Below are 23,109 nucleotides of genomic sequence, written 5' to 3' on the forward strand. Positions count from 1 at the left end.
CATGGCTGATGCAGTGGATTTGGCAGAGCTGTGACGCCCAAACGCAAAACACCCCGGCAGGACCGGGGTGTTTTGCATTTTCAGAAGTCCGATGCGCCGACTATTTCTTGCGCGGCACCTTTGGAACAGCGCTTGACGACGGTTTCTTCGCTGCAGGCTTTTCGGCGACCGCCGTCTTTGCCTCGGCTTCACCGGAGCCATCAGGTTCCGGCTTCTTGGCTTTCGACGGGCTCTTGCCGGCAGGCGGCTTGCGCGTGGTCTTGGCGGTCGTCGTCTTGGCCTTGGCCGGCGCACGTTTCTTGGCTGGCGCCTTTTCCTTTTTCGGCTTGACCGGCACTTCCGCCGGGATCGCCTCAAGGATCAGACCCCTGGTGCCATTGTCCTTGTCGCCAACGGTGACCTTGACCGTGCCGCCATGCTTGAGCTTGCCAAACAGAAGTTCATTGGCGAGCTCTTTCTTGATGTTCTCCTGGATCACCCGGCCCAGTGGCCGCGCACCCATGCGTTCATCATAACCCTTCTCGGCAAGCCAGGTGATCGCGTCTTCTCCAAGATCGAAGGTGACGTTGCGCTCGGCGAGCTGGGCTTCAAGCTGCATGACGAACTTCTGCACCACCATGTGGATGACCTGCGTCGGCAGGCTGCCAAACGGGATGATAGCATCGAGACGGTTGCGGAATTCCGGCGTGAACAGCCGGTTGATCGCTTCCATGTCGTCGCCTTCGCGCTTGGAAGAGCCAAAACCGATTGCCGATTTCGCAGCGTCAGCAGCACCCGCATTGGTGGTCATGATCAGGATCACGTTGCGGAAGTCGATCTTCTTGCCGTTGTGATCGGTGAGCGAGCCGTGATCCATGACCTGCAACAGGATGTTGAACAGGTCCGGATGGGCCTTCTCGATCTCATCAAGCAGCAGCACACAGTAAGGATGCTGGTCGACACCATCGGTGAGCAGACCGCCCTGATCGAAGCCGACATAGCCCGGAGGCGCGCCGATCAACCGCGAGACAGTATGACGCTCCATGTATTCGGACATGTCGAAGCGCAGAAGCTCGACGCCGAGTGAGGACGCAAGCTGCTTGGCAACTTCGGTCTTGCCGACACCGGTGGGGCCGGAGAACAGATAGGAGCCGATCGGCTTGTCGGGTTCGCGCAAACCGGCGCGCGCCAGACGGATCGCTGCAGTCAGGGCATCGATAGCTGTATCCTGACCGTAAACGACCGAGCGCAGTTCCTTGTCGAGATTGGCAAGAACAGCGGTGTCGTCCTTCGACACGGTCTTGGCCGGAATCCGCGCCATCGTGGCGATGGTATTTTCGATCTCGATGTCGGTGAGGATCTTCTTGCGCTGTTTCTCGGGCAGCAGCATTTGTGCGGCACCCGATTCATCGATCACGTCGATCGCCTTGTCTGGCAACTTCCGGTCGGTGATGTAGCGCGCCGAGAGCTCGACAGCCGCCTTGATCGCCTCGTCGGTGTAGCCGACCTTGTGATACTCCTCGAAATAGGGCTTGAGCCCCTTGAGGATCTCGATCGCATCCGGAATTGTCGGCTCGGCAACGTCGATCTTCTGGAACCGGCGCACCAGCGCGCGGTCCTTCTCGAAGAACTGCCGGTATTCCTTGTAAGTGGTCGATCCAATGCACCGGATCGCACCCGATGACAGGGCCGGCTTGAGCAGGTTGGACGCGTCCATGGCGCCGCCGGATGTTGCGCCGGCTCCAATGACGGTGTGGATCTCGTCGATGAACAGCACGGCGCCGGGCAGATCCTCGAGTTCCTTGACCACCTGCTTGAGGCGCTCCTCGAAGTCACCACGATAGCGGGTGCCCGCCAGAAGCGAACCCATATCGAGCGAATAGATCACCGCATCCGAAAGAACATCAGGGACATCGCCCTCGACAATGCGCTTGGCCAGGCCCTCGGCGATGGCGGTCTTGCCGACACCAGGGTCGCCGACATAGAGCGGATTGTTCTTGGAGCGGCGGCACAGGATCTGGATCGTGCGGTTGACCTCTTCCATGCGGCCGATCAGGGGATCGATCCGGCCGGTCTTGGCCTTCTCATTGAGATTGACGCAATAGGCCGTCAGGGCGTCCTGGCCCTTTTTCTTGCCCCCCTCCTCGCCCGCAGAATCAGACTTGGCGGAATCGGGTTCCGGCTCCTCGGCACCACGGACCGGACGGCCTTCCTCGGCGCCCGGACGCTTGGCGATACCGTGCGAGATGAAATTGACCGCGTCATAACGGGTCATTTCCTGCTCCTGGAGGAAGTAGGCGGCATGGCTTTCGCGCTCGGCAAATATTGCCACGAGCACGTTCGCGCCTGTCACTTCTTCCCTGCCTGACGACTGTACATGGATCACGGCGCGCTGGATAACGCGCTGAAAACCGGACGTCGGCTTGGAATCCTCATCGTAACCGGTCACCAGATTGCCGAGTTCCTTGTCGACATAGTCGCTCACGGTGCGGCGCAACTGGTCGATATCGACATTGCACGCACCCATGACCGCTGCAGCATCCGGATCCTCGATCAACGCCAGCAACAAATGCTCAAGCGTGGCATATTCATGATGCCGCTCATTGGCATAGGTCAGCGCCTGATGGATCGCCTTTTCGAGACTGTTTGAAAAGCTAGGCAATTTCAGGTCCTCATTTCTTTTCCATCACGCATTGCAGCGGATGATGATTTTCGCGTGCAAAATCCATGACTTGGGTCACTTTGGTTTCAGCCACTTCGTAGGTGAACACACCACACTCTCCGACGCCGTGATTGTGGACGTGAAGCATAATCCGTGTGGCCTGCTCGCGGTCCTTCTGAAAAAAGCGTTCAAGAACATGAATCACAAACTCCATAGGAGTATAGTCGTCATTCAGCAGCAGGACCCTGTACAGACTGGGTTTCTTGACCTGTGGCTTTGTGCGGGTGATGACGGAAGTTCCTCTATCGGAATCACCGTTTCCGCTTTTCTTGTCCGCCTGCAGGCGTATCCGATCCATACTTTCGATCACTCTGGCCAGTTCCTGTCATTTGCGACCGGCGCATATAAAGACGGCGCACCGGGGATTGTCCTTAACTTAGTCTTTCCTGCGGGAATTTTAAGCCCCCTTGAGCACGGAAGAAAGAGATTTCCCGAGCTGGCCCAATTGACGAAAAAACCCGGCTGCACAGGAATGCAACCGGGTTAGCATGAATTCGCTCTCCTGCCGAAGCCGGCAGGAAGAAAAGTATGATCAGGCAGCGACCTTGGCTGCTGCCTTTTCGAAAGGCTTGTAGGCTTCCTTGGCCATATCAGCGTATAGTTCGCTCATCTTGGTGGCCTGGGCAACGAACATTTCGTAGGAATTCTTGGCGTAGTCGGTCTGAATTTCCATGGCCTTGTCGAGGCTCTTGGCCGAAACCAGCTTCTCGACAACAGCTGTGCTGTCTTCATAGGACTTCTTGGAATATTCGGTTGCTTCAGCAGCGATCTGCTGGAAACCCTTGGTCATCGACGAAACCGTGGTCAGCATGCTGTCCATGGCTTCCTTGCTCATTTTAGAAGTGCTGTCAAAGTTCATCATGTCGAAGGATCCTCGCTTTAGGTAAGTTGATGTAACCAATTTATGTGCGCCGCACCATATTGTCAAGTTTATTGTGCACTGCACCAATTCTCAAACATTACACTTTCTTGCATTGGCACACCTAACCCAGCCTTCGCAGCTCGCTTCGGCACAGATTCCGGAAAGGAATAATTCATCATAAACGGATTGGTAACGACGGCGGACTAAGATCGACCACAATGGCTGATCAAGGAGGGCGTCAGTCAGAAATCCTTCCACCCGCCTGATCATGAGTGAGTTATCGTGTACCAGCGTAAATCCAGTGTAATCGACCGGTTTGTCGCCATTTCCTCCACTACGTTCCAACTGTTTGCCCTGATCGGCATCGTATTGGCATTGGGAAGTGCGCCGGCTGCCGCCAATCCGAAATATGCGGGCATTGTGATCGACGCCAAAACCGGCAAGACACTTTATGCCCACGATGCCGATGAGGCGCGCTATCCGGCGTCTTTGACCAAGATGATGACGTTGTATCTGACCTTCGAGGCGCTCGAGCGCGGCAGCATCAACCTCAACACCCGGATCAAGTTCTCCGCCAATGCCGCGAAAGAGCCACCAACCAAGCTTGGCGTCGGCGCAGGCCGTTCGGTCACGGTCGAACAGGTGATCTACTCACTGGTGACCAAGTCGGCCAATGACGCATCCACCGCGATCGCAGAGCACCTTGGCGGCTCGGAAGCGAAGTTCGCCAGCATAATGACGGCCAAGGCGCGCTCGCTCGGCATGTCCCGGACCACGTTCCGAAATGCCCACGGACTGCCGAACTCGGCACAGACCACGACAGCGCGCGACATGGCGACCCTCGGCATTGCCTTGCGTGAGCATTTTCCGCGGCAGTACAAATACTTCTCGACCCGTTCGTTCACGTTCGGCAAGACACGGATGGGCAACCACAATCGCCTGCTCGGCGTCGTGCGCGGCGTCGACGGCATCAAGACCGGTTACACCCGTGCTTCGGGCTTCAACCTGGTGTCATCGGTGGTCGACCGCGACCGCTCGATTGTCGCAGTGGTCATGGGTGGTCGTACAGGCGCCAGCCGCAACGAGCAGATGAAGGACCTGATCGCGCGCTATCTTCCCAAGGCCTCGACCCGCGGTAGAGGCAACCTGATCGCTCGGGGCGCGACTGCGAGCATGCCAATGGCTGTTGCATCGCTTGAACTCCCCAAGGTCGGCCCGGTGCCATCGCAGCGGCATGACGGCAATCAGCGTCTGGCCTTTGCCTATGCGGCACCCACACCCGAGCCGGTTGTCGGACGTGCAGCACTGGTCAATTCGCTGATTGCGCAAAAGGTCGCGATCCCCACGCCTGCCCCCGCCATCGTTCCGCCGATGCCGGTCGAAACAGCTGCAAACGAGGCCATCGATCCTGTCACCACAGCCTCAACAGCTCCAATCAGCGGCTGGATGATCCAGATTGGCGCAATGCCTGACCGCAATGCAGCCATGGCGCTTCTTACCAAAGCGCAGGGCGTTGGCGGCCGTTCACTGTCGGGAACCGAGCCGTTCACGATGGCTTACACCAAGGGAAACGAGCAGCTCTACCGCGCCCGCTTTGGCGGCTTTGATGGCCAGGCTGCGGCCACTCGTGCCTGCAGCACACTGAAGAAGAAGGGCTACGCCTGTTGGGCAACAGCCAACTGAACCGCAATGTTTGTTTAGCGTTGCGGCCGGAACCCAAAGTTCCGGGAACATCCACGTTTTTGTATCGCGTATTCGGGGAATTCAGTCATGTCGACTCAAGAGAACAGCTTTGGCTTCGTTGATCCGGCCAGCAAGAAACGCAGAACCGCCCGTGTCGGGATGCATCCGCTTCATGAGGCGGCGATGCGCCTCGCGGATCTCGGCTTCACTCGCCCCCGGGCCAAGACCAAGGACCTCGTAGGCCTCCTTCTGTGTCATGGCGCCCGAGCCTGGAGAAGCTCCCAGTCCCGCGTCATCGTTCACGTGAAAGCCGGCACGCCAGTCGGGCGCACGGCGGTCAAGATACGCCTCCAGTAAGCCAAGGCTTTCGGGGTCACCAGCCAGTTCGGAATGCAATTGCACCAATTCGGGCTCGTCGAGGTCCTTGAGTTCGCGGCCCTCGAAGCTGCCGGCGAGCACCAGGCCGTTCATTTCTCCTGTATCGAGGTCAAGCTCCATTTCCAGAGCCGCCGAGCGGACATAGGACTGCCCGCCACCCTGTCGCGTCGCCCGGCCAGCAGCGCGGGCACGTGAGTACAGCGCCACAGCAAATGCCAGCAGAGGAATACCTATGCTTGCGCGGCCGATGAGGGTGAGAACGCCTCCGACACCGGCCATGGCTACAGGAAGACCATAACGAAGCGTACTGGCGAGAGCTGACGGTTTGACACTGAGCAAGCCGGCAAACACTGCGAGAAGCACGAGCAGCCCGCCAAAAAACACTGCAATTGCACTCATGGCCGGCTGGTTCCTCCACCACCTGGTTTTCCGGGGCCGAGTTGCTCAAGCAACAGCCGCGCCGCCGATCCGCCCGATTTTTCAAGCGCAGGCCGTCCACCGGTCGCATAGGCAGCAACTGCGCGGAGCAATGCTGCGAGTTCGGATGCCGCGTTCTGATCAAACCGGACATAGGCGCCGCCGGTGACGCGGGCAATTTCGCGAAAGCCGACGGCTGCAGCCGGATCGTGACCTTCATGGAACATGAAACACGGGACTTTTCTCAGCGCCAGCTCGCCGGCAACGACCGCCAGTTTGTCGATGTCTTCTTCCATCGCATCGCCGATGTAGACGAGCGCGCTGACCGGCTTGCTCTTGGCCTCATCGGAAACGTGACGCAGAACCCGCCCGATCTGTGTCTGACCACCACGACAATCGATCCGGGTCATCAGATCAGACAATTGCCGCGTGTCATTGACCCAGCGCGAGGCACGGCATTCGCCAAGGCCGCGGAAATAGACCAGCTGAACCGAAAGCGCGGCGGACTTGTCCACTGCATCAAACATCTCCGCCTGCAATTTGCAGGCACTGTCCCATGTCGGCTGGCGGCTCATCGTGGCATCAAGTGCGAAGGCAAGACGCCCGGAACCAGCTGCAGCGGGCACAACAGCCTTGGCCGCAGACAGGAAGGCGGCAATCTCGGAGGGGGATGATGCGGGCGCATGATCCGGAAGCGCTGTTGCGCCTCGTTTGGTCAGGGCCTTGTCAGATCCGGTCTTATCTTTCGCCATGGCTCCCGCGTATCAGTTCATCAGATGCTGCGTTTAGAAACAATGTGGCGCTTTATCCCGACAACACAAGGGTGCTCGGCGCAGGTTCGCTTCACAGAAGCCCGAGGCCTGCAAGTTCGCGCTTGAGCTCCGGCGGCAAATCATCTTCTCCGGAACCAGATGCGCCAAGGTCCGGTGGCGCGTCATTGGGGTCGAGGTAGCGCCAGCCCTGAAACGGCCTACGCGGTGCCCACGAGGTCTCGTGCAACACAGGCTCGAGAACAAGGTGGCATCGGGAAATGCCGTCCACATCTACGAATGGACGGATCTCCAGAAGGCGCTGGCGGGCTTGGATGTTGCCCTTGATCACCCAGTAGAGCGAGCCACCGTCGAGCAACTCAGTCGTCCTTTTGGGCACCATTCGCGTGGTGTGATACTGCTCGGGCACCTGCCCCGCCGCCGCCATCATGGCCAGACGGCGCTGCATCCAGTCCCGCTGGTCTTCGACGCTTTCAGCGCCAACGCATAATTTGAGAAGATGAAGTGCCATGCGAGATACATCGGGCGCTGGTGGCCCCGGGTCAAGCAGAACACTGCCAGAAGCTGGTATCGTCCACAGGCTCAGAGCCTGCAGGGCTGTTTAAGGCTCAGCGTGAAACGTCTCTTCCCGTTCAGCACTCCACCACATTGACGGCGAGGCCACCGGTGGAGGTTTCCTTGTAGCGCTCGTTCATATCGAGACCGGTCTGGCGCATGGTTTCAATGCAGGCGTCAAGCGGCACGAAGTGCTGGCCGTCGCCCTTCATCGCTAGCGAAGCGGCGGTAACTGCCTTCACTGCCCCCAGCGCGTTGCGCTCGATGCAGGGCACCTGAACCAGCCCACCGACCGGGTCGCAGGTCATGCCCAGATGATGCTCCAGCGCAATTTCGGCTGCATTTTCAATCTGCTCGGGCGTGCCGCCCATGACGGCTGCAAGGCCCGCAGCCGACATGGCGGCCGCGGAGCCAACTTCGCCCTGGCAGCCGACCTCGGCGCCGGAGATCGACGCATTGTGCTTGATGATGCCGCCGACAGCTGCCGCAGTCAGCAGATAATCGCGGATCGACTGCTGGTCGGCGCCATCATGAAACTGCATCACGTAGCGGATGGTCGCGGGGATAACGCCGGCCGCACCATTGGTTGGCGCCGTAACAACGCGGCCACCGGAGGCGTTCTCCTCGTTGACCGCCATTGCGTAGACACTGAGCCAATCATTGGCGAGCAGCGGATTGCGCCGGTTCTGCCGCCATTCCTCCTGTAACTTGTCGTGCAGGATGCGCGCGCGCCGCCGCACCTTGAGACCGCCCGGCATGATGCCCTCGCCTGCGAGGCCCCGGTCGATGCAGCCGCTCATAGCATTCCAGATCCGATCCAGCCCGGCATCGAGCTCTTCACCCGACATGTGGGCTTCCTCGTTGGCACGCTTCATCTGCGCGATTGTCAGGCCATACTTTGCCGCCATCTCAAGCATCTGCTTTGCATTGCGGAATGGGTAGGGCACCGATTTGTCGCCCGCGGCCTTCTTGGCGCCTTTCATGGCCTCAAGTTCCGTGTCGGAGACAACAAAGCCGCCACCCACTGAATAATAGATCCGGCGCAGAAGCATGGCCCCGTCGCGATCAAAGGCTGTAAACGTCATGCCATTGGCGTGCCCCGGCAAGGGCTGTTTCTTGTCGAAGACCAGATCCGTCTTCGGATCGAAGTGGTAGTCCGGGTGGCCGGGTGGGCTGATTCTGCGGCTTTGCTCGACGCCCGCGATAATCGCGTCCATGAGATCCGGGTCGACCTGATCGGGCAATTCGCCGGTGAGGCCGAGCACAACCGCCCTGCCCGTTCCGTGACCGATCCCGGTAAAGGCCAGCGAGCCGTGCAAGCTGACCTTGATGCTGTCGACTTTCGCGCCCGCCGGACGCGGCCAGTCCGGGCCGGCGATCTCGTCGAGGAAGCGTACGGCGGCGGACATCGGCCCCATGGTGTGGGAACTCGACGGGCCGACGCCGATCTTGAAAACATCAAAGACTGAAAGAAACATGGTGGCTGGCAGCTCCGGTAAGAACAGACACATTACATGCGCGGCCTGATCCAAGCCGTCAATCCACCGACTTCCAATGCCGCGACAGCGACAGCGCCTTGCTGGAGCTGTAAGCGGGACAAAGAGAAGCAGCGCCGACCGGTTTGGTCAGGCGCTGCCCATTTCAGATCACTAATTGTCAGACCATACGTTCGCTCAGATGCCGCCGAAAAGGTAGGCCAGTGCGAGAATTCCCGAAAAACCGATCACTGCGCGGGCGGTAATGCCCCAACAGGATTTCTGTGCGGTCTCTTCCATGATCACTCCGGTTATAGAACTTAATCTCAGGCTGCCCATCCAGCAGGACGGGCTCGGCGCAGGACCGGGTGTTTAACGATGTGCTAACCATTTCGCAACTGCAAAAAAGGCGATTCCGTGGCTGAGTTTTCATACCAGCCCAACCGTTCCTGCATGGCTGCATTACAAATCAAATGCTTACGGCTTTAGCAGCAAAACCGTACAGCTGATTTCGCCCACACTTTGGCCACTGACATGAAGAATTCATTACAGTGCGGTGCCGCAACAGAGGCTTTGCGTCCGGCCTCGCTTCGTGGCAAAACCGGTGCATGACAAACTATGATTATCTGGCGATTGCCTGGTTCGCGCTTTCCTGGATCCTTTTTTCGCTGGCGTCGAACAATCACCTGCCCATCAAGCGGGTAAGCCTTACGACCGCGATGAACCAGCACCGCAGGCGCTGGATGCATGTGGCGGCGCGACGGGACCTGCGGATGATTGATACCGCCATCATGGCGGGACTGCAGAACGGCACCGCTTTCTTTGCCTCGACCACGATCTTTGCCATTGGCGGGTGTTTTGCGCTGCTTGGAGCGACAGACCGGGTTCTGGCAATTGCTGTCGATCTGCCGATTCCCCTGGTTGCGGACCCGGTGGCGTTCGAGCTCAAGGTGTTCGGGCTGATCACGATCTTTGCTTACGCGTTCTTCAAGTTCGGCTGGTCCTACAGGCTGTTCAACTATTCTTCGATCCTGTTCGGTGCGATTCCGATGAAGAGCGACCTTCCAGATGACCGTAAAGAACTTGACGCCGCCGCAAATCGAGCCGCGTCGCTCAATGTTCTGGCAGGACGGCATTTCAATGCAGGACTGAGAGCCATTTTTCTGTCAATTGGCTATCTTGGCTGGTTTGCCGGGCCATTTGTGCTTATGGGATCGACCACACTGGTGATCATGGTGCTGTTGAGGCGGCAGTTTTTCTCCAATGCCCGCGACGCAATCCTCAAGGACACCATTATCCCGTGACGCAATCCCGATCGCATGCCCCGGAGGCGCTGCGCGCCGCCATTCTTGATATGCTCAATGACGACAAGGCGCGGAAAAGCATTTCCCCGACCGAGGTAGCCCGCGCGCTGGCCGGATCCGACGAACAGCAGTGGAGCCGGTTGATGAAGCCATTGCGCGCAGTTGCCATCGATATGGCCAAAACCGGCGAGCTTGTCATCCTGCGCAAGAACAAGCCGGCCGACCCAACCGACTTCCGCGGGGTGTACCGCCTCGCCCTGCCCACAGACGTCACAAGCGATACCGGCGGCGCATGAGTTCTGGCACACCAGCAATCAGGACACCGACCCGGCTTGACCTGACCCTCATGGTTGTTACGTCCCTGATCTGGGCCTCAGGGTTTATCGCGATCCGTATCGCAGTGCCTGAAACCGGGCCGGTTTGGCTAGCAGCGATTCGGGTCGGCATCGGATTTCTGGTGCTTCTGCCTTACGCAATCTGGCGCGGCATGGTCTGGCCTGCCGGCCGGGGCCAGTGGGCGCTGATTGTCGGTATGGCGCTTCTGAACGTGGTGGTGCCCTTCATCCTGATTGCCTGGGCCGGCAAGACCATCGACGCTGGCGTGCTGGCGCTGCTGATGGGCACCGGGCCGTTTCTGGCACTGATCGGCAGCCATCTGATGACCGACGATGATCGGATGACACCTCGCAAACTGGTTTCGGTCCTGCTCGGCTTTTCGGGAATCGTTGTGCTTGTGGGGCCAAGCATGTTTGCCGGCCTGGCAGGGGGCGCGTTGATGGCGAAGCTCGCAGCCCTTGCCGCTTCAGTCTGCTATGTGATGGCGGGGCTGCTGATCAGGCGGATCACCATGCCGCCGGTCCGGCTTGCCTGTCTGGCGCTTGCCATCGGCACTGCCACGCTTGTTCCGCTGGCCCTGATGACAGACGGTCTGCCTGCCCAGATCTTTTCCGCTCCCGCTCTCGGAGCCCTTATCTATCTGGGGCTTTTTCCAACGGGCATAGCGTATCTCGTCCGGTTCACGCTGATCCGGGCCATCGGCTATTCGCGGTTCTCGCTCTCCGTCAACCTGGTTCCGGTCTTCGGGGTGGCGTTGGGCGTCATCATCCTGGACGAGCCATTGTCGATCAACCTGATTGCCGCGCTGGCGCTGGTGCTGGCAGGCCTTTTCGTCAGTGGCGGCGGCAAGAAACCTCAACCGGTTTCGCTATGATTGTCTGTTGCCGGGTGATGATGGTCTCCACGCCTGCCCCGAAGTTTCATACGATTCCATTTCAAGGTGATCGGTTCTAGGATACGAGTCGGTGTCATCGCCGATGGATCTCATGGAGAGTTTGGTTTGAGTGATACCGATGGCAGCATGACGCTGCCAAAAAAGACTGGACGACGCATAGAGGTCTTGGACCTTGCAAGAGGTTTGGCCTTGTTCGCGATGGCGAGCTACCATTTCTCGTGGGATCTGGAGATGTTCAGGTATCTCGAGCCGGGCATCACCACACACGGGTTTCTCAAGGCCTATGCCCGCTCGATCGCCGGAAGCTTTCTATTACTTGCAGGCGTCAGCCTCGTGCTCGCCCACGGCAGGGATCTAAGACCGCAAGCCTTTCTGAAGCGACTTGCCATTGTCGCAGGTGCCGCGGCGCTGATCAGCCTGGCGACCTATTTCGCCACGCCGGACGGTTTCATCTTTTTTGGCATCCTGCACGCAATCGCAGCCTGCAGCGTGATAGGGCTCGCTTTCCTGCGTCTGCCGGCGCTGATCACCGTGGTGACTGGAGCATTTTGCGTTGCCTTGCCGTTTTTCTTCAGGTCCGAGGCCTTCAACCCGGTCTGGCTGTCCTGGATCGGGCTTTTCACATCGCCGCCGCGGTCCAATGACTTTGTGCCGCTGATGCCCTGGCTGGGGCCTTTCCTTATCGGCATGGGATTTACGAAATTTGCAGTCTCGCGGGGCCTGACCGAGCGGCTCGGAAAGATTGCGACAGGATCAGGCCCAGTTTCGCGTGCAACCCGCTTTTGCGGCCGTCACAGTCTGGCCTTTTATCTGGTGCATCAACCAGTACTGCTGTCGCTGGTCTGGGTTGCCTCACAGCTCATCCCGGCCACACCGGCTGATCCACTACCCGGATTTGTTTCAGAGTGCGAAGTAGGTTGCGAAGCAAACAACGGCGCGGCATTCTGCAAGAGATTTTGCGGATGTGTTACCGACCAATTGCTTTCACAGGAACTATTTCAGCCGTTTATTTCCGGTCAAATTACTCAGGATTCTGATGCGCGCATTCCAGCCATTGCCGAACAATGCACTGCAACATCGAAATAGAACGGCGCCCATGTAAAAAATTTTGAATGACCTAACCAGATCAGGAATTGCAACTGATGAACGCCTACCGGGAGAGACCGAATTTCATTCCTTGGCCGCCCTTGCTGCTTGTAGGACTGACGCTGACTGCGGTCGGACTCAATTTCCTGGCACCTTGGGCGCTGGAATTCGTCGGCGTCAGATCGCTCGGTGGCCTGATTATTGTTATCGCTCTTGGAATTGACCTTTGGGCGATGAAAACCTTGCACGAAGCCCAGACAGCGATTTTGCCCAATCGCGGATCAAGCCATCTTGTAGCCAATGGCCCGTTTGGCTACAGCCGGAACCCCATTTATCTTGCAAATATGCTGTTGCTAGCCGGGATGGGCTGCCTTTCCATGAATGTCTGGTTTTTGCTGCTGGCGCCGATTGACGGCATCCTGACCCATTTTCTGGCCATCAGGCGAGAAGAAAGCCACCTGCTCGCCAAGTTCGGATATCAGTTCGAAGCCTATTGCCGCAAAGTCCGCCGCTGGATCTAGATCCAGGCTCAGGTGTTGACGCCAATTTCTGCCAACCGGGTCAGGCAGGATTCCTCAATGTGATCGAGTTCGACCAGCGTCTCCTCAATGTCCCGGCGCTTCTGGCGCAAATCCTCGCGTTTTTCCTCGAGCTTGCGCATCAACAGCCGCAATTGGCCAGCCTCACCCGGAGGGTCCTTGTAGACCTGGATGATTTCGCGGATTTCAGCTATTGTGAAGCCAATGCGACGACCGCGCAGAATTTCCTGAATCAGGCGTCGGTCAGCTGATCGGAACAGACGCGTGCGACCGCGACGTTCGGGCTGGATCAGTCCTTCGTCCTCGTAGAAGCGCAAAGTCCGGGTCGAAATCCCAAACTCACGGGTCAACTCGGTAATGGTGTAGTACTTGTCCAATGCGGATCAATCCTGCGGAAATTTCATTACGACTTACGCTTACGTATAAGTCAAAATTCGCATGATGACCACCGCGCAACGGTGACAAATCAGGTCATCGACAACCACCAGCCGGCCAATCCGAGAAACGCGAAAAAGCCGACGACATCGGTGACGGTCGTCACAAAGACGGCGGACGCAATCGCCGGGTCGGCGCCAAGCTTGTCCAGCAGCAACGGCAACAGGATACCGGCAAGGGCCGCTGCCAGCATGTTGACGACCATGGCCGCTGCAATGATGACACCAAGCCCCTGACTTGAAAACCATGCTCCAGCCACCAGGCCGATGATCGCCGCAAACAGGAATCCGTTGATGAGGCCGACCGCGGCCTCACGACGGATGATCCGTCCGGCGTTGTAGATATCGAGATCCCGGGTCGCCAAAGCACGAACAGTCACAGTCATGGTCTGGGTTCCGGCATTGCCGCCCATCGAAGCCACGATCGGCATCAGCACCGCCAGCGCCACCATCTGCTCGATGGTCGCATCGAAAAGGCTGATGACGGCTGACGCCAGAATGGCGGTGCCAAGGTTGATCAGCAGCCAGCTGAAGCGGGAACGCACCGTTGACAGGATACTGTCGGAGAGTTCTTCGTCACCCACACCACCAAGGCGCTTGATATCTTCCTCGGCCTCCTCGTGAATGACGTCCACCACATCATCAATGGTCAGAACACCCACGAGACGCTCGTTCTCGTCCACCACGGCTGCGGACAGAAGGTCGTACTGTTCAAACAGTTGCGCTGCTTCTTCCTGGTCCATTTCCGCATTGATGCGATAGCGTGTCTCGTCCATCACCTCTTCGATGCGAACAAGCCGCTTGGTGCGCAGGATCTTGTCGAGAGCGACAGCGCCGACCAGTTTGAAGGTCGGATCGATGACGAAAATCTGGCTGAAACTTTCCGGCAAGTCCTCTTCATCGCGCATGTAGTCGATGGTCTGCCCCACCGTCCAGAATGGCGGCACCGCGACAAACTCGGTCTGCATTCGGCGACCGGCAGTGTCTTCCGGGTAGTCGAGCGAACGCCGCAGCCTTACCCGTTCGGTAAACGGAAGCGCTGCGAGAATTTCCTTCTGATCGGCCTCATCAAGGTCTTCGAGGATGTAGACCGCGTCGTCGGAATCAAGCTCGCCCAGAGCTTCGGCGATCCTAGCGTTCGGCAACGCCTCAATGATCTCCAGACGGATGGCCTCATCGACCTCGGTCAGCGAGGCAAAATCGAAGTCATTGCCAAGCAGCGATACCAAAGCCTGGCGTTGGCCTGCGTTGATCGACTCCAGCAGATCGCCAAGTTCGGATTCGTGCAGACGAACGACATGTTCGCGCAGGAAAAGGACATCGCGATCCGCGATCGCCGCGCCAATCGCGGTCAGGTAATCCTGCCGGATCGAACCGTCATCACCATAAATATCGTCTTGATCCATTACATCGGACGATACCGGAGTCGCAATGATGTCTTCGTCGCGGTCAGCGGGTTCGGTCATGGACAGGACTCACGGGCAGGTTCTTGCCAGCCGGATGTCCGGCCAACTGGTTTCATGTTTGGTTGGCGTCAGCGCCACCTTTGTATCTATCGCATATGCGCACCAAGTCGAATCGAGACAGGTCCGAACAGGATTATCTATCTATTTCAAGCCCGCACCAAAGGACAGGCGTATTTAACTGTGGACAAATCAGAACGGCATACACCGTACGAATTGCCACCGCTGCGATGGCATGCAAACCTCTTAGGGATCAAACATTGGAGTGTATTTGACCGGAAGCATGCAATGCTGCGGAGAAGAGATTTCGTGGCCATTTTCCGAGAATCGGGAAAATGCTTTCGAAAACAATGAGTACAGGGTCTCAAACCACGTTTGGGGAGGCTGAACTAGACAATATGTTGCGAATCATGGCTTTTATTATGACAAGATTTTTTGGAACAGTAATGTTGAAGCGTGATTTGAGTTTTTCCAACAAAACCTGTCTGGATAATTCGACATGACAGCCTCAATGCGGCTCGCAAACCTTAAGCGAATTCACAACAACTCGGCACCAGAAATAATTCGACTGGCGCAAGACATTCATACCCCAACCCGTCAGAAACAGTTGATTTATGGTTGCCTGAACAATATGTGCCGGATCTCTGCCATCCTTTACGGCGAATTGTCTGCGGAACCAGGAAATTACGATCTGCTTGAAGAAGCAGCTGCACTGGACAACGAGCTTGTGCAGTTGCGCAGCTATGTTGGAAGTCAGATTTCGCTCAGGGTTCATAGCGCGGCCTAATTCAGAAAAACCTTATGCCGACCTGTTTCTGCAGCACGGACAGCTGTGAGGCGGATGGACTTCCATTGACCGGCTCGAACGACATCAGAGACTGACACAGCGGCCAGAACTCCATCCCGAGTAATTCAAGCCTCAGGCAACCGGCGATCAATCCGGCAGATCTCCGACCAGGATCGCCCGGAAATCGTTGACATTGGTGCCTGTCGGTCCGGTCACGAACAGCTCTCCAATTGCATCAAAGGCAGTCCAGGCATCGTTTGCGGCAAGGCTCGCCAGCGGATCGAGGCCCTTTGACCGCATCTCGTCAGCCGTTGCCGGGCCAGCAAAGGCGCCAGCATTGTCTTCCGAGCCGTCGATCCCATCGGTGTCGGCTGCGAGGGCTGCAATTCCTTCGACACCATCGATGGCGCTGGCGAAGGACAACAGAAACTCGGTATTGCGGCCGCCCTTGCCTTTTCCCCTGAGGGTCACGGTGGTTTCTCCACCGGAGAGGATGACAACGGGTTTGGTGAAGGGGCGGTCACGGCCCATCACTTCGCGGGCGATTGCCGCATGCACGAGCCCGACATCACGGGCTTCCCCCTCGATAGCATCCGACAGAATGACGGCGCCAATACCTGCGCTCATGGCCATTTCCGCTGCGGCCTCAAGCGACAAACCGGCCGATGCGATGACGCGAACCTCGTTGTTTGCAAAAACCGGATCCTCGGGACGCGGCGGCAGGTCCCTGCCGCTGCCAAAATGCGCAAGGATCTTTTCGGGCAACGCAATGTTGCGCCCCGCAATCATTGCCCGGACTTCAGACATTGTCAGTGCGTCGGGAATGGTCGGGCCGGACGCGACCTGGCAAGGCTCGTCTCCGGGCACATCGGAAACAACAAGGGACACCACCCGGGCAGGCCAGGCAGCAGCCGCCAGCCTGCCGCCCTTGATAAGGCTTGCGTGTTTTCTGATCGCGTTCATGACCCCGATTGGCGCGCCGGAGGCAAGCAGCGCCCGGTTGAGTTGCTGCTCATCCTCAAGTGTCAGCCCGTCGGGTGGAGCAGGCAACAGGGCCGAGCCGCCGCCGCAGATCAGAGCCACCACGAGATCGTCCTTCGACAGACCCGTCACCGCATCGAACAGAGCCTGAGTTGCCGCAAGCCCCGCCTGATCGGGTACCGGATGGCTCGCCTCGAGCACCTTGATCGATTTGCAAGGGGCGGCGTAGCCGTAACGGGTTACGATCGTCCCGCTCAGCGGTCCGTCCCAGAGATCTTCAAAGGCAGCTGCGAGCTGCGCGGCCCCCTTGCCCGCGCCGATAACCACGGTACGGCCTGCAGGCTTTGCGGGAAGTGCATCCATCAATGCGCGGCGCGGATCAGCGCGTTCGACGGCGGCATGAAACAGCCGGGTCAAGAAATCTCGTTTGCGGGGATCAATCACTCTTTACTACCGTTCCCTTTTCGCCATTCAGTCGGCGGTTATCGCTGACCTCGAGACAGAGCACCGCCATCCCGATGACCGCAGTCTCAACATCAGTATTTCTGACAGCTTGCTCGGTGATGTCAAACCTGTCCGCATGAACATACCCCTAAGCAGTCGGTGGGATATCGCGTTCATGAGTTCCCAGGAATACTGTTCAGCGATCCACAAGAGCGGCGATGACGGATGACTGACCATCGAGGCTTCGGTCAAGGGTGGCCAGAACGAGTTGGGGCACGCAGACTCTCATGGAGGCTGTCTTGTCGCGAAGGATACAAACACATCACGATTTCCCTGAGGGTCAAACGAAGAATCGCCACCGCCCCTGAGATGGAACGATCGCGGTGCTTGCGCGTTAACCATACAGGTTGCGGAAATTGCTGCGCCTACATATTGGCCGCCGCCCAAAAGCAATATCCGGACGGCTAGACTGGCGAAGGAGTTGCGTCATGAATGATATCAGCCCGAGAATCGAAGACGAGCTTTTCGAGTTCGAGACCAGCGCATCGCTGGAGCTTGAAGCGTCAGATGAAGTTCACGACCGGGAAGAACTTCTCGAAAGGTTGGAATTTCAAGCGATCGAGCTGCTCAGGCACTTGAACCTGAGCGCGAGCGAAGATGTGGGCAGTGACCAGGACGGCTTTTCAGCCAAGTCTGAGTGACGGTCACAACTCTGCAGATGCACTTTTCAACGAGTATGGAACGGCGCGTTCGGGATAGTCCCGGCGCGCCGTTTTTGGTGTATTTGCCGCTGGCTCGGAGGTTTCTTCCCGACATGCGAAAGCGGCCGCTTTCGCGGCCGCCAGCTAACATTATCTTGGAGTTTTGGGAGTTATGGTGCCTCAGCGGCCCGGAAACGCCCGGTTGACCAGCGGGCTGGATGTTTCGTCCGGACCATAGTCGCTTTCACCATCCACGGTGAGCAGTTCCTGCAGCTTGACGCGCGCCCGGTTGACCCGGCTCTTGATGGTGCCGACAGCAACGCCTACGATCTCGGCGGCTTCCTCGTAGGAAAAGCCCGAAGCGCCGATGAGCACGATGGCTTCACGCTGATCGTCAGGCAGGCTGTTCAGCGCGGTCTTGAAATCAGCCAGATCGAGCTTGCCATATTGTTCAGGATGAGTGGCCAAATTGCCGGCAAATACACCATCAGGATCTGGCAGTTCCCTGCCCTTGCGCCGCATCTGGCTGTAAAATTCATTGCGCAGAATGGTGAAGAGCCAGGCTCGCATGCTGGTTCCCGGCTGGAAACTTTCTTGCTTGCCCCAAGCCTTCATTACGGTTTCCTGCACCAGGTCATCAGCCTTGTCGTGGCGGCGGGCCAGCGAAACGGCGAACGCCCTCAGACTTGGCAGCACTGCCAGCATTTCCCGTTTGAACGAGAATAAGACAGGAGCTTCCGGCGGAATTGTATCTGGATTACCCATATCAATTTGCGCCATTCGAGCCACCAGAACGTTCCGCATGATCCAGTTGCTCAAGGAGGCTCAACAGATTGTCGGGAATCGGCTCTTCCTCGACTGAAGTGTAATATTGCTTCAGCTGAGACGCGATCGCATCGTTGGATCCGAGTTCCGACCGCCGACCCCGATTTTTCGCTCCACCATTGTCGTCTTGATTGATCATACCCTTGCCAGCCCTTTCAGAATGCACACATATTGATAGATAGAATGCGATAGATGAAAAAAAGTTCCAAGAGGCTGGAACTTTTTTTTGGTTAGCGCGTTTTTTACGAGTTGCCACGCCAAGTGGACTTCAAAAGGGGTATATAATGACGACATTGTCCATGCGCATAGCGCCTCACCTGCCTTACCTCCGCCGCTTCTCGCGCGCGGTTACCGGATCACAGACATCGGGTGACGCTTACGTAGCTGCAACGCTCGAAGCCCTGATTGCTGATCTGAGCATATTTCCCAAGACCGCTGATGACCGGGTTTCGCTCTACCGGCTGTTCTCTCAACTCTTTGACAGCCTTTCGGTTCCAATTCCTGAACACCCGACGCCATTTGGCTGGGAGAGACGGGCTGCGGCCAATCTCGAAGCGGTTACTCCAAAGGCACGCCAGGCGTTCCTGCTGATCGCAGTCGAAGGCTTCAAGCCTGACGAAGCGGCAGAAATTCTGGATGTCGACGGAGCCAGCTTCAACAAGCTGCTCGAAACGGCCTCAATGGAAATTTCCAGACAGGTTGCCACCGACATCATGATCATTGAAGACGAACCGTTGATCGCCATGGACATCGAGGACATGGTGGAAGGACTTGGTCACCGCGTGACAGGCGTTGCGCGCACGCACGCTGAGGCGATCGAGCTCTACAAGCGGACCAAGCCCAAGATGGTTCTGGCCGACATTCAGCTTGCCGATGGCAGCTCGGGAATTGACGCGGTCAACGATATTCTGAAAGACGAGACCCTGCCGGTGATTTTCATTACCGCATTTCCAGAACGTCTGCTTACCGGTGAAAAGCCGGAGCCGGCCTTTCTTGTGACCAAGCCTTTCAATCCGGACATGGTGAAGGCACTGATCAGCCAGGCGCTGTTTTTCAACGCGCCGTTCGAAAAACTCGAAATGACAGGAACCAACTAGGACCTTTGGCGTTGTCGGTACGTCGAACAACAAAGGAGATTTTCGATGCTGTATTACGCTCTCGTGTTTCTGGTCGTTGCCATCATCGCCGGCGTGCTCGGATTCGGTGGTATCGCCGGTGCTTCCGCAGGCATCGCTCAGGTTCTGTTCTTCCTGTTCCTTGCTTTCCTCGTCATCTCGCTGATTCTGAATTTTGTTCGGAAAGTTTGACGCGGATAAGAAACGACATCGCCAGACCGCTTAAGGCGCCGGAGGACATCCGGCGCCTTAAGGCATTTTCCCCAAGGAAACCAAGCAGGTAAAAGCATATCATGAGCATGAGTTCGGTAAACGAGTCCGATCGGTTGAGATTCGTGCTGGCAGGGTTGCGCAGCGCCGGCGTCTCCATGATATATCAGGACACCAATCTGGTGATCCGGTTCGCCGCCAACCTTCCAGATTCCTGGCCCCAAATTACTTCAGTTGAAGGCGGTACTGACGAACTTGTTTTCACAGCCCAGCATGCGGCCAAGGTCATCAATGCCAAACTTGCCGTCTTGGAAACGGGCGAAGCGTCCGATCTCGAGATCCTTCGCGACGCTGAACATGAGCGGCATTGGTATAAGCTCAATCTCGAACCCGACATCGACATTGACGGCAATGTCATAGGGGTCTTTACCACCATCATCGACATCGATGATCTCAAGTACCGCGAAACCGTACTCAAGACGTTGTTGCGCGAACTGAGCCATCGCTCGAAAAACTTGCTGGCGATCATTCAATCGGTGGCTTCCCAGACCGCACGCCATTCGCAAGGGCTTGATGATTTTCTGCTTGCCTTCCGTAACCGGGTCCAGTCAATGGCCCAGTCGCAGGATCTGGTCACCGCATCGGATTGGCGCGGCGCAGAACTCTTCGCTCTCACCGAATCCCAACTGCAGCCCCTCATGGGAGATTTGCCATACGGTTTCAAAATGGTCGGCGAGGATGCCTATCTGTTCCCCAATGCGGCGTTGCACCTGGGGCTGGCATTGCATGAACTCACCATAGATTCCCTGGCAACTGGCGCATTGGGACCTGCAGGCGGCACGGTTGAACTCTCGGCCGAAGAGCGACGCAACGAGCAAGGCGCGCCTGAATTGATCCTGACCTGGAAGGAAACCTTCGCGGTATGGGCGGATGACCCCGAGAAGCCGAGAAAGCCGAAGAACGGGTTTTCGGGCACAGTTCTGGGACGGATCGTGCCTCAGGCCCTGTCAGCGACCGTGCGTCACGAGGTGAAGGCTGATCATATCATCTATCAGCTGACAATTCCCGACACCCAGTATGAAGTCGAACCAAAGCATTAGGCTACTGCCTGCGCGAGCCTCTCATTCATTGGAGAGATCCAGCGTGGGGTAACTGCGCTGCCGAGCACTGCCACAGCGATCGGCAACGCCCTGAAATGCAGACTTTGCATTGTCAGCTTTATCAAATTCTTAACTTTTTCAATTTCGTTGATTCGCTTGCGTGGAACTTACGCGATGCCTTGGCGTTGTTAAGCCAAAGGAGAAGTGTCATGGAACACATTGCCGCATTCATGTTGTTGATCGCCTGCAGCGATGATTTGCAGACATGCAGAGAGTACCCTGCTCCGGCGGAAGCGTACGAAACTGTAGAGCAATGCGAAACCGAGCTTAACCCAGCCGTTCGGATGATGCCTTCAGGCCAGATGAAACCATTCGGCAAATGCGTCGAGATTGATCCGGCGCTGGTTTACGAAGATGTTGAAATCGTCTGGGACGTGACGAAAGCCAACGGCATCGAGGTCGCTCTGGAAGTGATCAATCCTTCAATGGACATTCAGTCTTTGGCAAGCGCCGAATTTGCCACTACAGAAAACAACGTCCACTGACACCATCCTCGGCATTGGCGGGTCAATCATCGATGTCGAAAACCAGTCGCTTGCGCAAGAAGTCGAGATCCGATCCGATCGGATCTCCAGCGCCCGCAGTCTCAAGCAATCCCTTCCCATGGGCACGGATCAGCTCCTTCGCTTCAGGTCCGGCGATTGTATAGAGTGAATTGAGAACAACCCCGAGATGATCGAGCATAAGAATGTTTCCGCGGGCCGCTTGGCGAAGCGGGTGAAGTGTCATGTTCAACAGATCCCCGAGTGATAAACCGGGCACCTTCAGGCGCGGTGTGCCGTCATCATCCGATCGCACATCCCCACGCAACCCCTCCGAAACAGGCTTGACCAGTGCTGCGGCAATCCGGTCCGCGCAGGCGACAGCGGTGAAACTGTCGTTCACGCCCGGCGAAAGAGCGCGCAGCGCGATCTCCAGCAGAATGCGAATAGAGAACCGGATGTCGTCCACTGCCCCTCTATAGGCTTGCAGGATGATTGCCTCGGTGACGACGCCCAAGGCTTTCTTATCGTTCTGATCAAACCCCGTGACCGCGAGGGTTTGCCCGGCGAGAACGAAGTCTCCTGGTGCGACCTTTACTGCAATTGCAGTGTCATGCTCCTTGGCGAGCTGAATCAGCGACGCCTCATCGAGCATCGTGACATATCCAGACTGCTGGGCCTTCAGCACACATTCAAGTTTGTCTTCATCGAAATCCTCGTTGTCCGCATCGGTTTCGACCACCAAAGCGTTGACCTGATTTTCCAGCTGCTCAGAAATCTTGGCCACTTCGGCGTCGATCGTCACGCTGCGCGATACGGCGTGAACGAAATTGATGACCTGCAGCACCGAAATTGCCGCCAGGATGAACGCCGTGGCGATCGAGAATTCCGGATGCAGATTAGGGCCCGTCGCTCTCAGAACCGATAAGGAGTAAAGGAACGTGCCACCCAGAAGGCCCGCAGTTATCTGGTTGACGCGATCGCGCGAGAAACGCTGCAGCAAACGAGGTGCAATGTTGCCGGCGGCAAGCGTGAAAACCACCAGCATGATGGAATAGACCATACTCAAGGTGGTGATGGCTGCCGTGGCAATCGTGGACAAGAGAGATCGCGCAGTATCAGTCGAAATGGCGAGCCAAAAAGGCAGCGGGTCGCCGACAATATTGAAATTCGCATCCACCCAGACCAGCGGGACAGCAAGCAGCCAGAGAAAAATGGCTAGCGCGCCTGGAACGCCCAGCAGGCCGTTGAGCGTTACAATCGACCACAATTTCATTGAACTATCCTTGGACCTGACCGGACAGGTGAACCGGCGCAAACGACTTAGCTGACCGAACCGGGGCATTGGCGGCCCGTGCGGCGCAGAGTTACTGTAGAAATACGCAATCCGATGCCAACCGTCCATGCATCAATGACTCAAAACACGGGAAACGCCCAATAGAAGGCAACCTGTGCCGGGAATCGGGGGCTTTCTCTATCACTGGCGAACAAGCGGCCTGACGCTCA

General features: G+C 57.4%; 25 protein-coding genes. 12 read left to right on the top strand and 13 right to left on the bottom strand.

The window, feature by feature from the left end:
* Positions 1-100: 100 nt before the first annotated feature.
* From clpA to WNZ14_RS15275, 3 genes are all read right to left on the bottom strand, one after another.
* A complete protein-coding gene (gene clpA / locus WNZ14_RS15265; RefSeq protein ID WP_342869498.1) occupies positions 101-2,641 on the bottom strand; it encodes an ATP-dependent Clp protease ATP-binding subunit ClpA in 2,541 nt (846 codons plus the stop codon).
* 10 nt (positions 2,642-2,651) lie between these two features.
* The gene (gene clpS / locus WNZ14_RS15270; RefSeq protein ID WP_342870245.1) at positions 2,652-2,999 is read right to left on the bottom strand and encodes an ATP-dependent Clp protease adapter ClpS; all 348 of its coding nucleotides are present in this window, start codon (positions 2,997-2,999) and stop codon (positions 2,652-2,654) included.
* A gap of 234 nt (positions 3,000-3,233) precedes the next feature.
* Complete coding sequence (locus WNZ14_RS15275) at positions 3,234-3,563, bottom strand: phasin family protein (RefSeq protein WP_342869499.1); 330 nt, start codon at positions 3,561-3,563, stop codon at positions 3,234-3,236.
* Positions 3,564-3,869: 306 nt separating this feature from the next.
* Between WNZ14_RS15275 and WNZ14_RS15280 the strand changes: the two genes are divergently transcribed.
* Positions 3,870-5,246, top strand: a complete 1,377-nt coding sequence (locus tag WNZ14_RS15280; RefSeq protein ID WP_342870246.1) for a D-alanyl-D-alanine carboxypeptidase — start codon at positions 3,870-3,872, stop codon at positions 5,244-5,246.
* An 81-nt stretch (positions 5,247-5,327) separates the two neighbouring features.
* Here the strand turns inward: WNZ14_RS15280 and WNZ14_RS15285 are convergent, their stop codons facing one another.
* From WNZ14_RS15285 to WNZ14_RS15300, 4 genes are all read right to left on the bottom strand, one after another.
* Positions 5,328-6,023, bottom strand: coding sequence for a DnaJ domain-containing protein (locus tag WNZ14_RS15285; RefSeq protein WP_342869500.1), 696 nt, complete (start codon positions 6,021-6,023; stop codon positions 5,328-5,330).
* Positions 6,020-6,793 (bottom strand): VWA domain-containing protein, encoded by a 774-nt coding sequence (locus WNZ14_RS15290; RefSeq protein ID WP_342869501.1) that lies wholly within the window; start codon positions 6,791-6,793, stop codon positions 6,020-6,022. Before WNZ14_RS15290 ends, WNZ14_RS15285 begins: the two co-directional genes overlap by 4 nt.
* A 91-nt stretch (positions 6,794-6,884) precedes the next feature.
* Positions 6,885-7,322, bottom strand: coding sequence for a DUF1489 family protein (locus tag WNZ14_RS15295; RefSeq protein WP_342869502.1), 438 nt, complete (start codon positions 7,320-7,322; stop codon positions 6,885-6,887).
* A 121-nt stretch (positions 7,323-7,443) separates the two neighbouring features.
* Entirely contained in the window at positions 7,444-8,844 is a 1,401-nt protein-coding gene (locus WNZ14_RS15300) for an L-serine ammonia-lyase (RefSeq protein ID WP_342869503.1), read from the bottom strand.
* Between the two features lie 605 nt (positions 8,845-9,449).
* Between WNZ14_RS15300 and WNZ14_RS15305 the strand changes: the two genes are divergently transcribed.
* The 5 genes from WNZ14_RS15305 to WNZ14_RS15325 all read left to right on the top strand — a co-directional run bounded on the left by WNZ14_RS15305 (position 9,450) and on the right by WNZ14_RS15325 (position 12,983).
* On the top strand, positions 9,450-10,145 hold the full coding sequence (locus tag WNZ14_RS15305; RefSeq protein ID WP_342869504.1) for a DUF599 family protein: 696 nt from the start codon (positions 9,450-9,452) through the stop codon (positions 10,143-10,145).
* A complete protein-coding gene (locus WNZ14_RS15310; protein WP_342869505.1) occupies positions 10,142-10,441 on the top strand; it encodes a DUF3253 domain-containing protein in 300 nt (99 codons plus the stop codon). The genes WNZ14_RS15305 and WNZ14_RS15310 overlap by 4 nt, the downstream gene beginning before the upstream one ends.
* The gene (locus tag WNZ14_RS15315; protein WP_342869506.1) at positions 10,438-11,355 is read left to right on the top strand and encodes a DMT family transporter; all 918 of its coding nucleotides are present in this window, start codon (positions 10,438-10,440) and stop codon (positions 11,353-11,355) included. Before WNZ14_RS15310 ends, WNZ14_RS15315 begins: the two co-directional genes overlap by 4 nt.
* A 126-nt stretch (positions 11,356-11,481) precedes the next feature.
* Entirely contained in the window at positions 11,482-12,462 is a 981-nt protein-coding gene (locus WNZ14_RS15320; RefSeq protein ID WP_342869507.1) for a heparan-alpha-glucosaminide N-acetyltransferase, read from the top strand.
* A gap of 56 nt (positions 12,463-12,518) precedes the next feature.
* On the top strand, positions 12,519-12,983 hold the full coding sequence (locus WNZ14_RS15325) for an isoprenylcysteine carboxylmethyltransferase family protein (protein ID WP_342869508.1): 465 nt from the start codon (positions 12,519-12,521) through the stop codon (positions 12,981-12,983).
* Between the two features lie 8 nt (positions 12,984-12,991).
* Here the strand turns inward: WNZ14_RS15325 and WNZ14_RS15330 are convergent, their stop codons facing one another.
* Complete coding sequence (locus tag WNZ14_RS15330) at positions 12,992-13,378, bottom strand: MerR family DNA-binding transcriptional regulator (RefSeq protein WP_342869509.1); 387 nt, start codon at positions 13,376-13,378, stop codon at positions 12,992-12,994.
* A gap of 89 nt (positions 13,379-13,467) precedes the next feature.
* Complete coding sequence (gene mgtE, locus WNZ14_RS15335) at positions 13,468-14,841, bottom strand: magnesium transporter (protein ID WP_342870247.1); 1,374 nt, start codon at positions 14,839-14,841, stop codon at positions 13,468-13,470.
* Positions 14,842-15,397: 556 nt separating this feature from the next.
* On the opposite strand from mgtE, the gene WNZ14_RS15340 reads away from it, so the two are divergent.
* Positions 15,398-15,685, top strand: a complete 288-nt coding sequence (locus WNZ14_RS15340; protein ID WP_342869510.1) for a hypothetical protein — start codon at positions 15,398-15,400, stop codon at positions 15,683-15,685.
* Between the two features lie 147 nt (positions 15,686-15,832).
* Here the strand turns inward: WNZ14_RS15340 and WNZ14_RS15345 are convergent, their stop codons facing one another.
* Entirely contained in the window at positions 15,833-17,107 is a 1,275-nt protein-coding gene (locus WNZ14_RS15345) for a glycerate kinase (RefSeq protein WP_342870248.1), read from the bottom strand.
* Between the two features lie 491 nt (positions 17,108-17,598).
* On the opposite strand from WNZ14_RS15345, the gene WNZ14_RS15350 reads away from it, so the two are divergent.
* Positions 17,599-17,811 (top strand): hypothetical protein, encoded by a 213-nt coding sequence (locus tag WNZ14_RS15350; protein ID WP_342869511.1) that lies wholly within the window; start codon positions 17,599-17,601, stop codon positions 17,809-17,811.
* A 180-nt stretch (positions 17,812-17,991) separates the two neighbouring features.
* Here WNZ14_RS15350 and WNZ14_RS15355 read toward each other — a convergent pair whose 3' ends face one another.
* Both WNZ14_RS15355 and WNZ14_RS15360 read right to left on the bottom strand, forming a co-directional pair.
* Positions 17,992-18,576: a sigma-70 family RNA polymerase sigma factor gene (locus tag WNZ14_RS15355; RefSeq protein WP_342870249.1), complete on the bottom strand. Its 585-nt coding sequence runs from the start codon at positions 18,574-18,576 to the stop codon at positions 17,992-17,994.
* 1 nt (position 18,577) lies between these two features.
* Positions 18,578-18,892 (bottom strand): NepR family anti-sigma factor, encoded by a 315-nt coding sequence (locus WNZ14_RS15360; RefSeq protein ID WP_342869512.1) that lies wholly within the window; start codon positions 18,890-18,892, stop codon positions 18,578-18,580.
* A 28-nt stretch (positions 18,893-18,920) separates the two neighbouring features.
* On the opposite strand from WNZ14_RS15360, the gene WNZ14_RS15365 reads away from it, so the two are divergent.
* The 4 genes from WNZ14_RS15365 to WNZ14_RS15380 all read left to right on the top strand — a co-directional run bounded on the left by WNZ14_RS15365 (position 18,921) and on the right by WNZ14_RS15380 (position 21,606).
* Positions 18,921-19,733 carry a response regulator gene (locus WNZ14_RS15365; RefSeq protein ID WP_342869513.1) on the top strand — a complete coding sequence of 271 codons (813 nt, stop codon included), beginning with the start codon at positions 18,921-18,923 and terminating at the stop codon, positions 19,731-19,733.
* Positions 19,734-19,778: 45 nt separating this feature from the next.
* Positions 19,779-19,943 carry a DUF1328 domain-containing protein gene (locus WNZ14_RS15370; protein ID WP_342869514.1) on the top strand — a complete coding sequence of 55 codons (165 nt, stop codon included), beginning with the start codon at positions 19,779-19,781 and terminating at the stop codon, positions 19,941-19,943.
* Between the two features lie 107 nt (positions 19,944-20,050).
* Positions 20,051-21,061, top strand: coding sequence for an HWE histidine kinase domain-containing protein (locus WNZ14_RS15375; RefSeq protein WP_342869515.1), 1,011 nt, complete (start codon positions 20,051-20,053; stop codon positions 21,059-21,061).
* Between the two features lie 209 nt (positions 21,062-21,270).
* Positions 21,271-21,606, top strand: a complete 336-nt coding sequence (locus tag WNZ14_RS15380; protein WP_342869516.1) for a hypothetical protein — start codon at positions 21,271-21,273, stop codon at positions 21,604-21,606.
* 22 nt (positions 21,607-21,628) lie between these two features.
* Here WNZ14_RS15380 and WNZ14_RS15385 read toward each other — a convergent pair whose 3' ends face one another.
* Entirely contained in the window at positions 21,629-22,879 is a 1,251-nt protein-coding gene (locus WNZ14_RS15385) for a DUF2254 domain-containing protein (protein WP_342869517.1), read from the bottom strand.
* Positions 22,880-23,109 lie beyond the last annotated feature (230 nt).

Origin of the sequence: Hoeflea sp. AS60, assembly GCF_038900115.1 — a bacterium.
Lineage (GTDB): Bacteria > Pseudomonadota > Alphaproteobacteria > Rhizobiales > Rhizobiaceae > Hoeflea.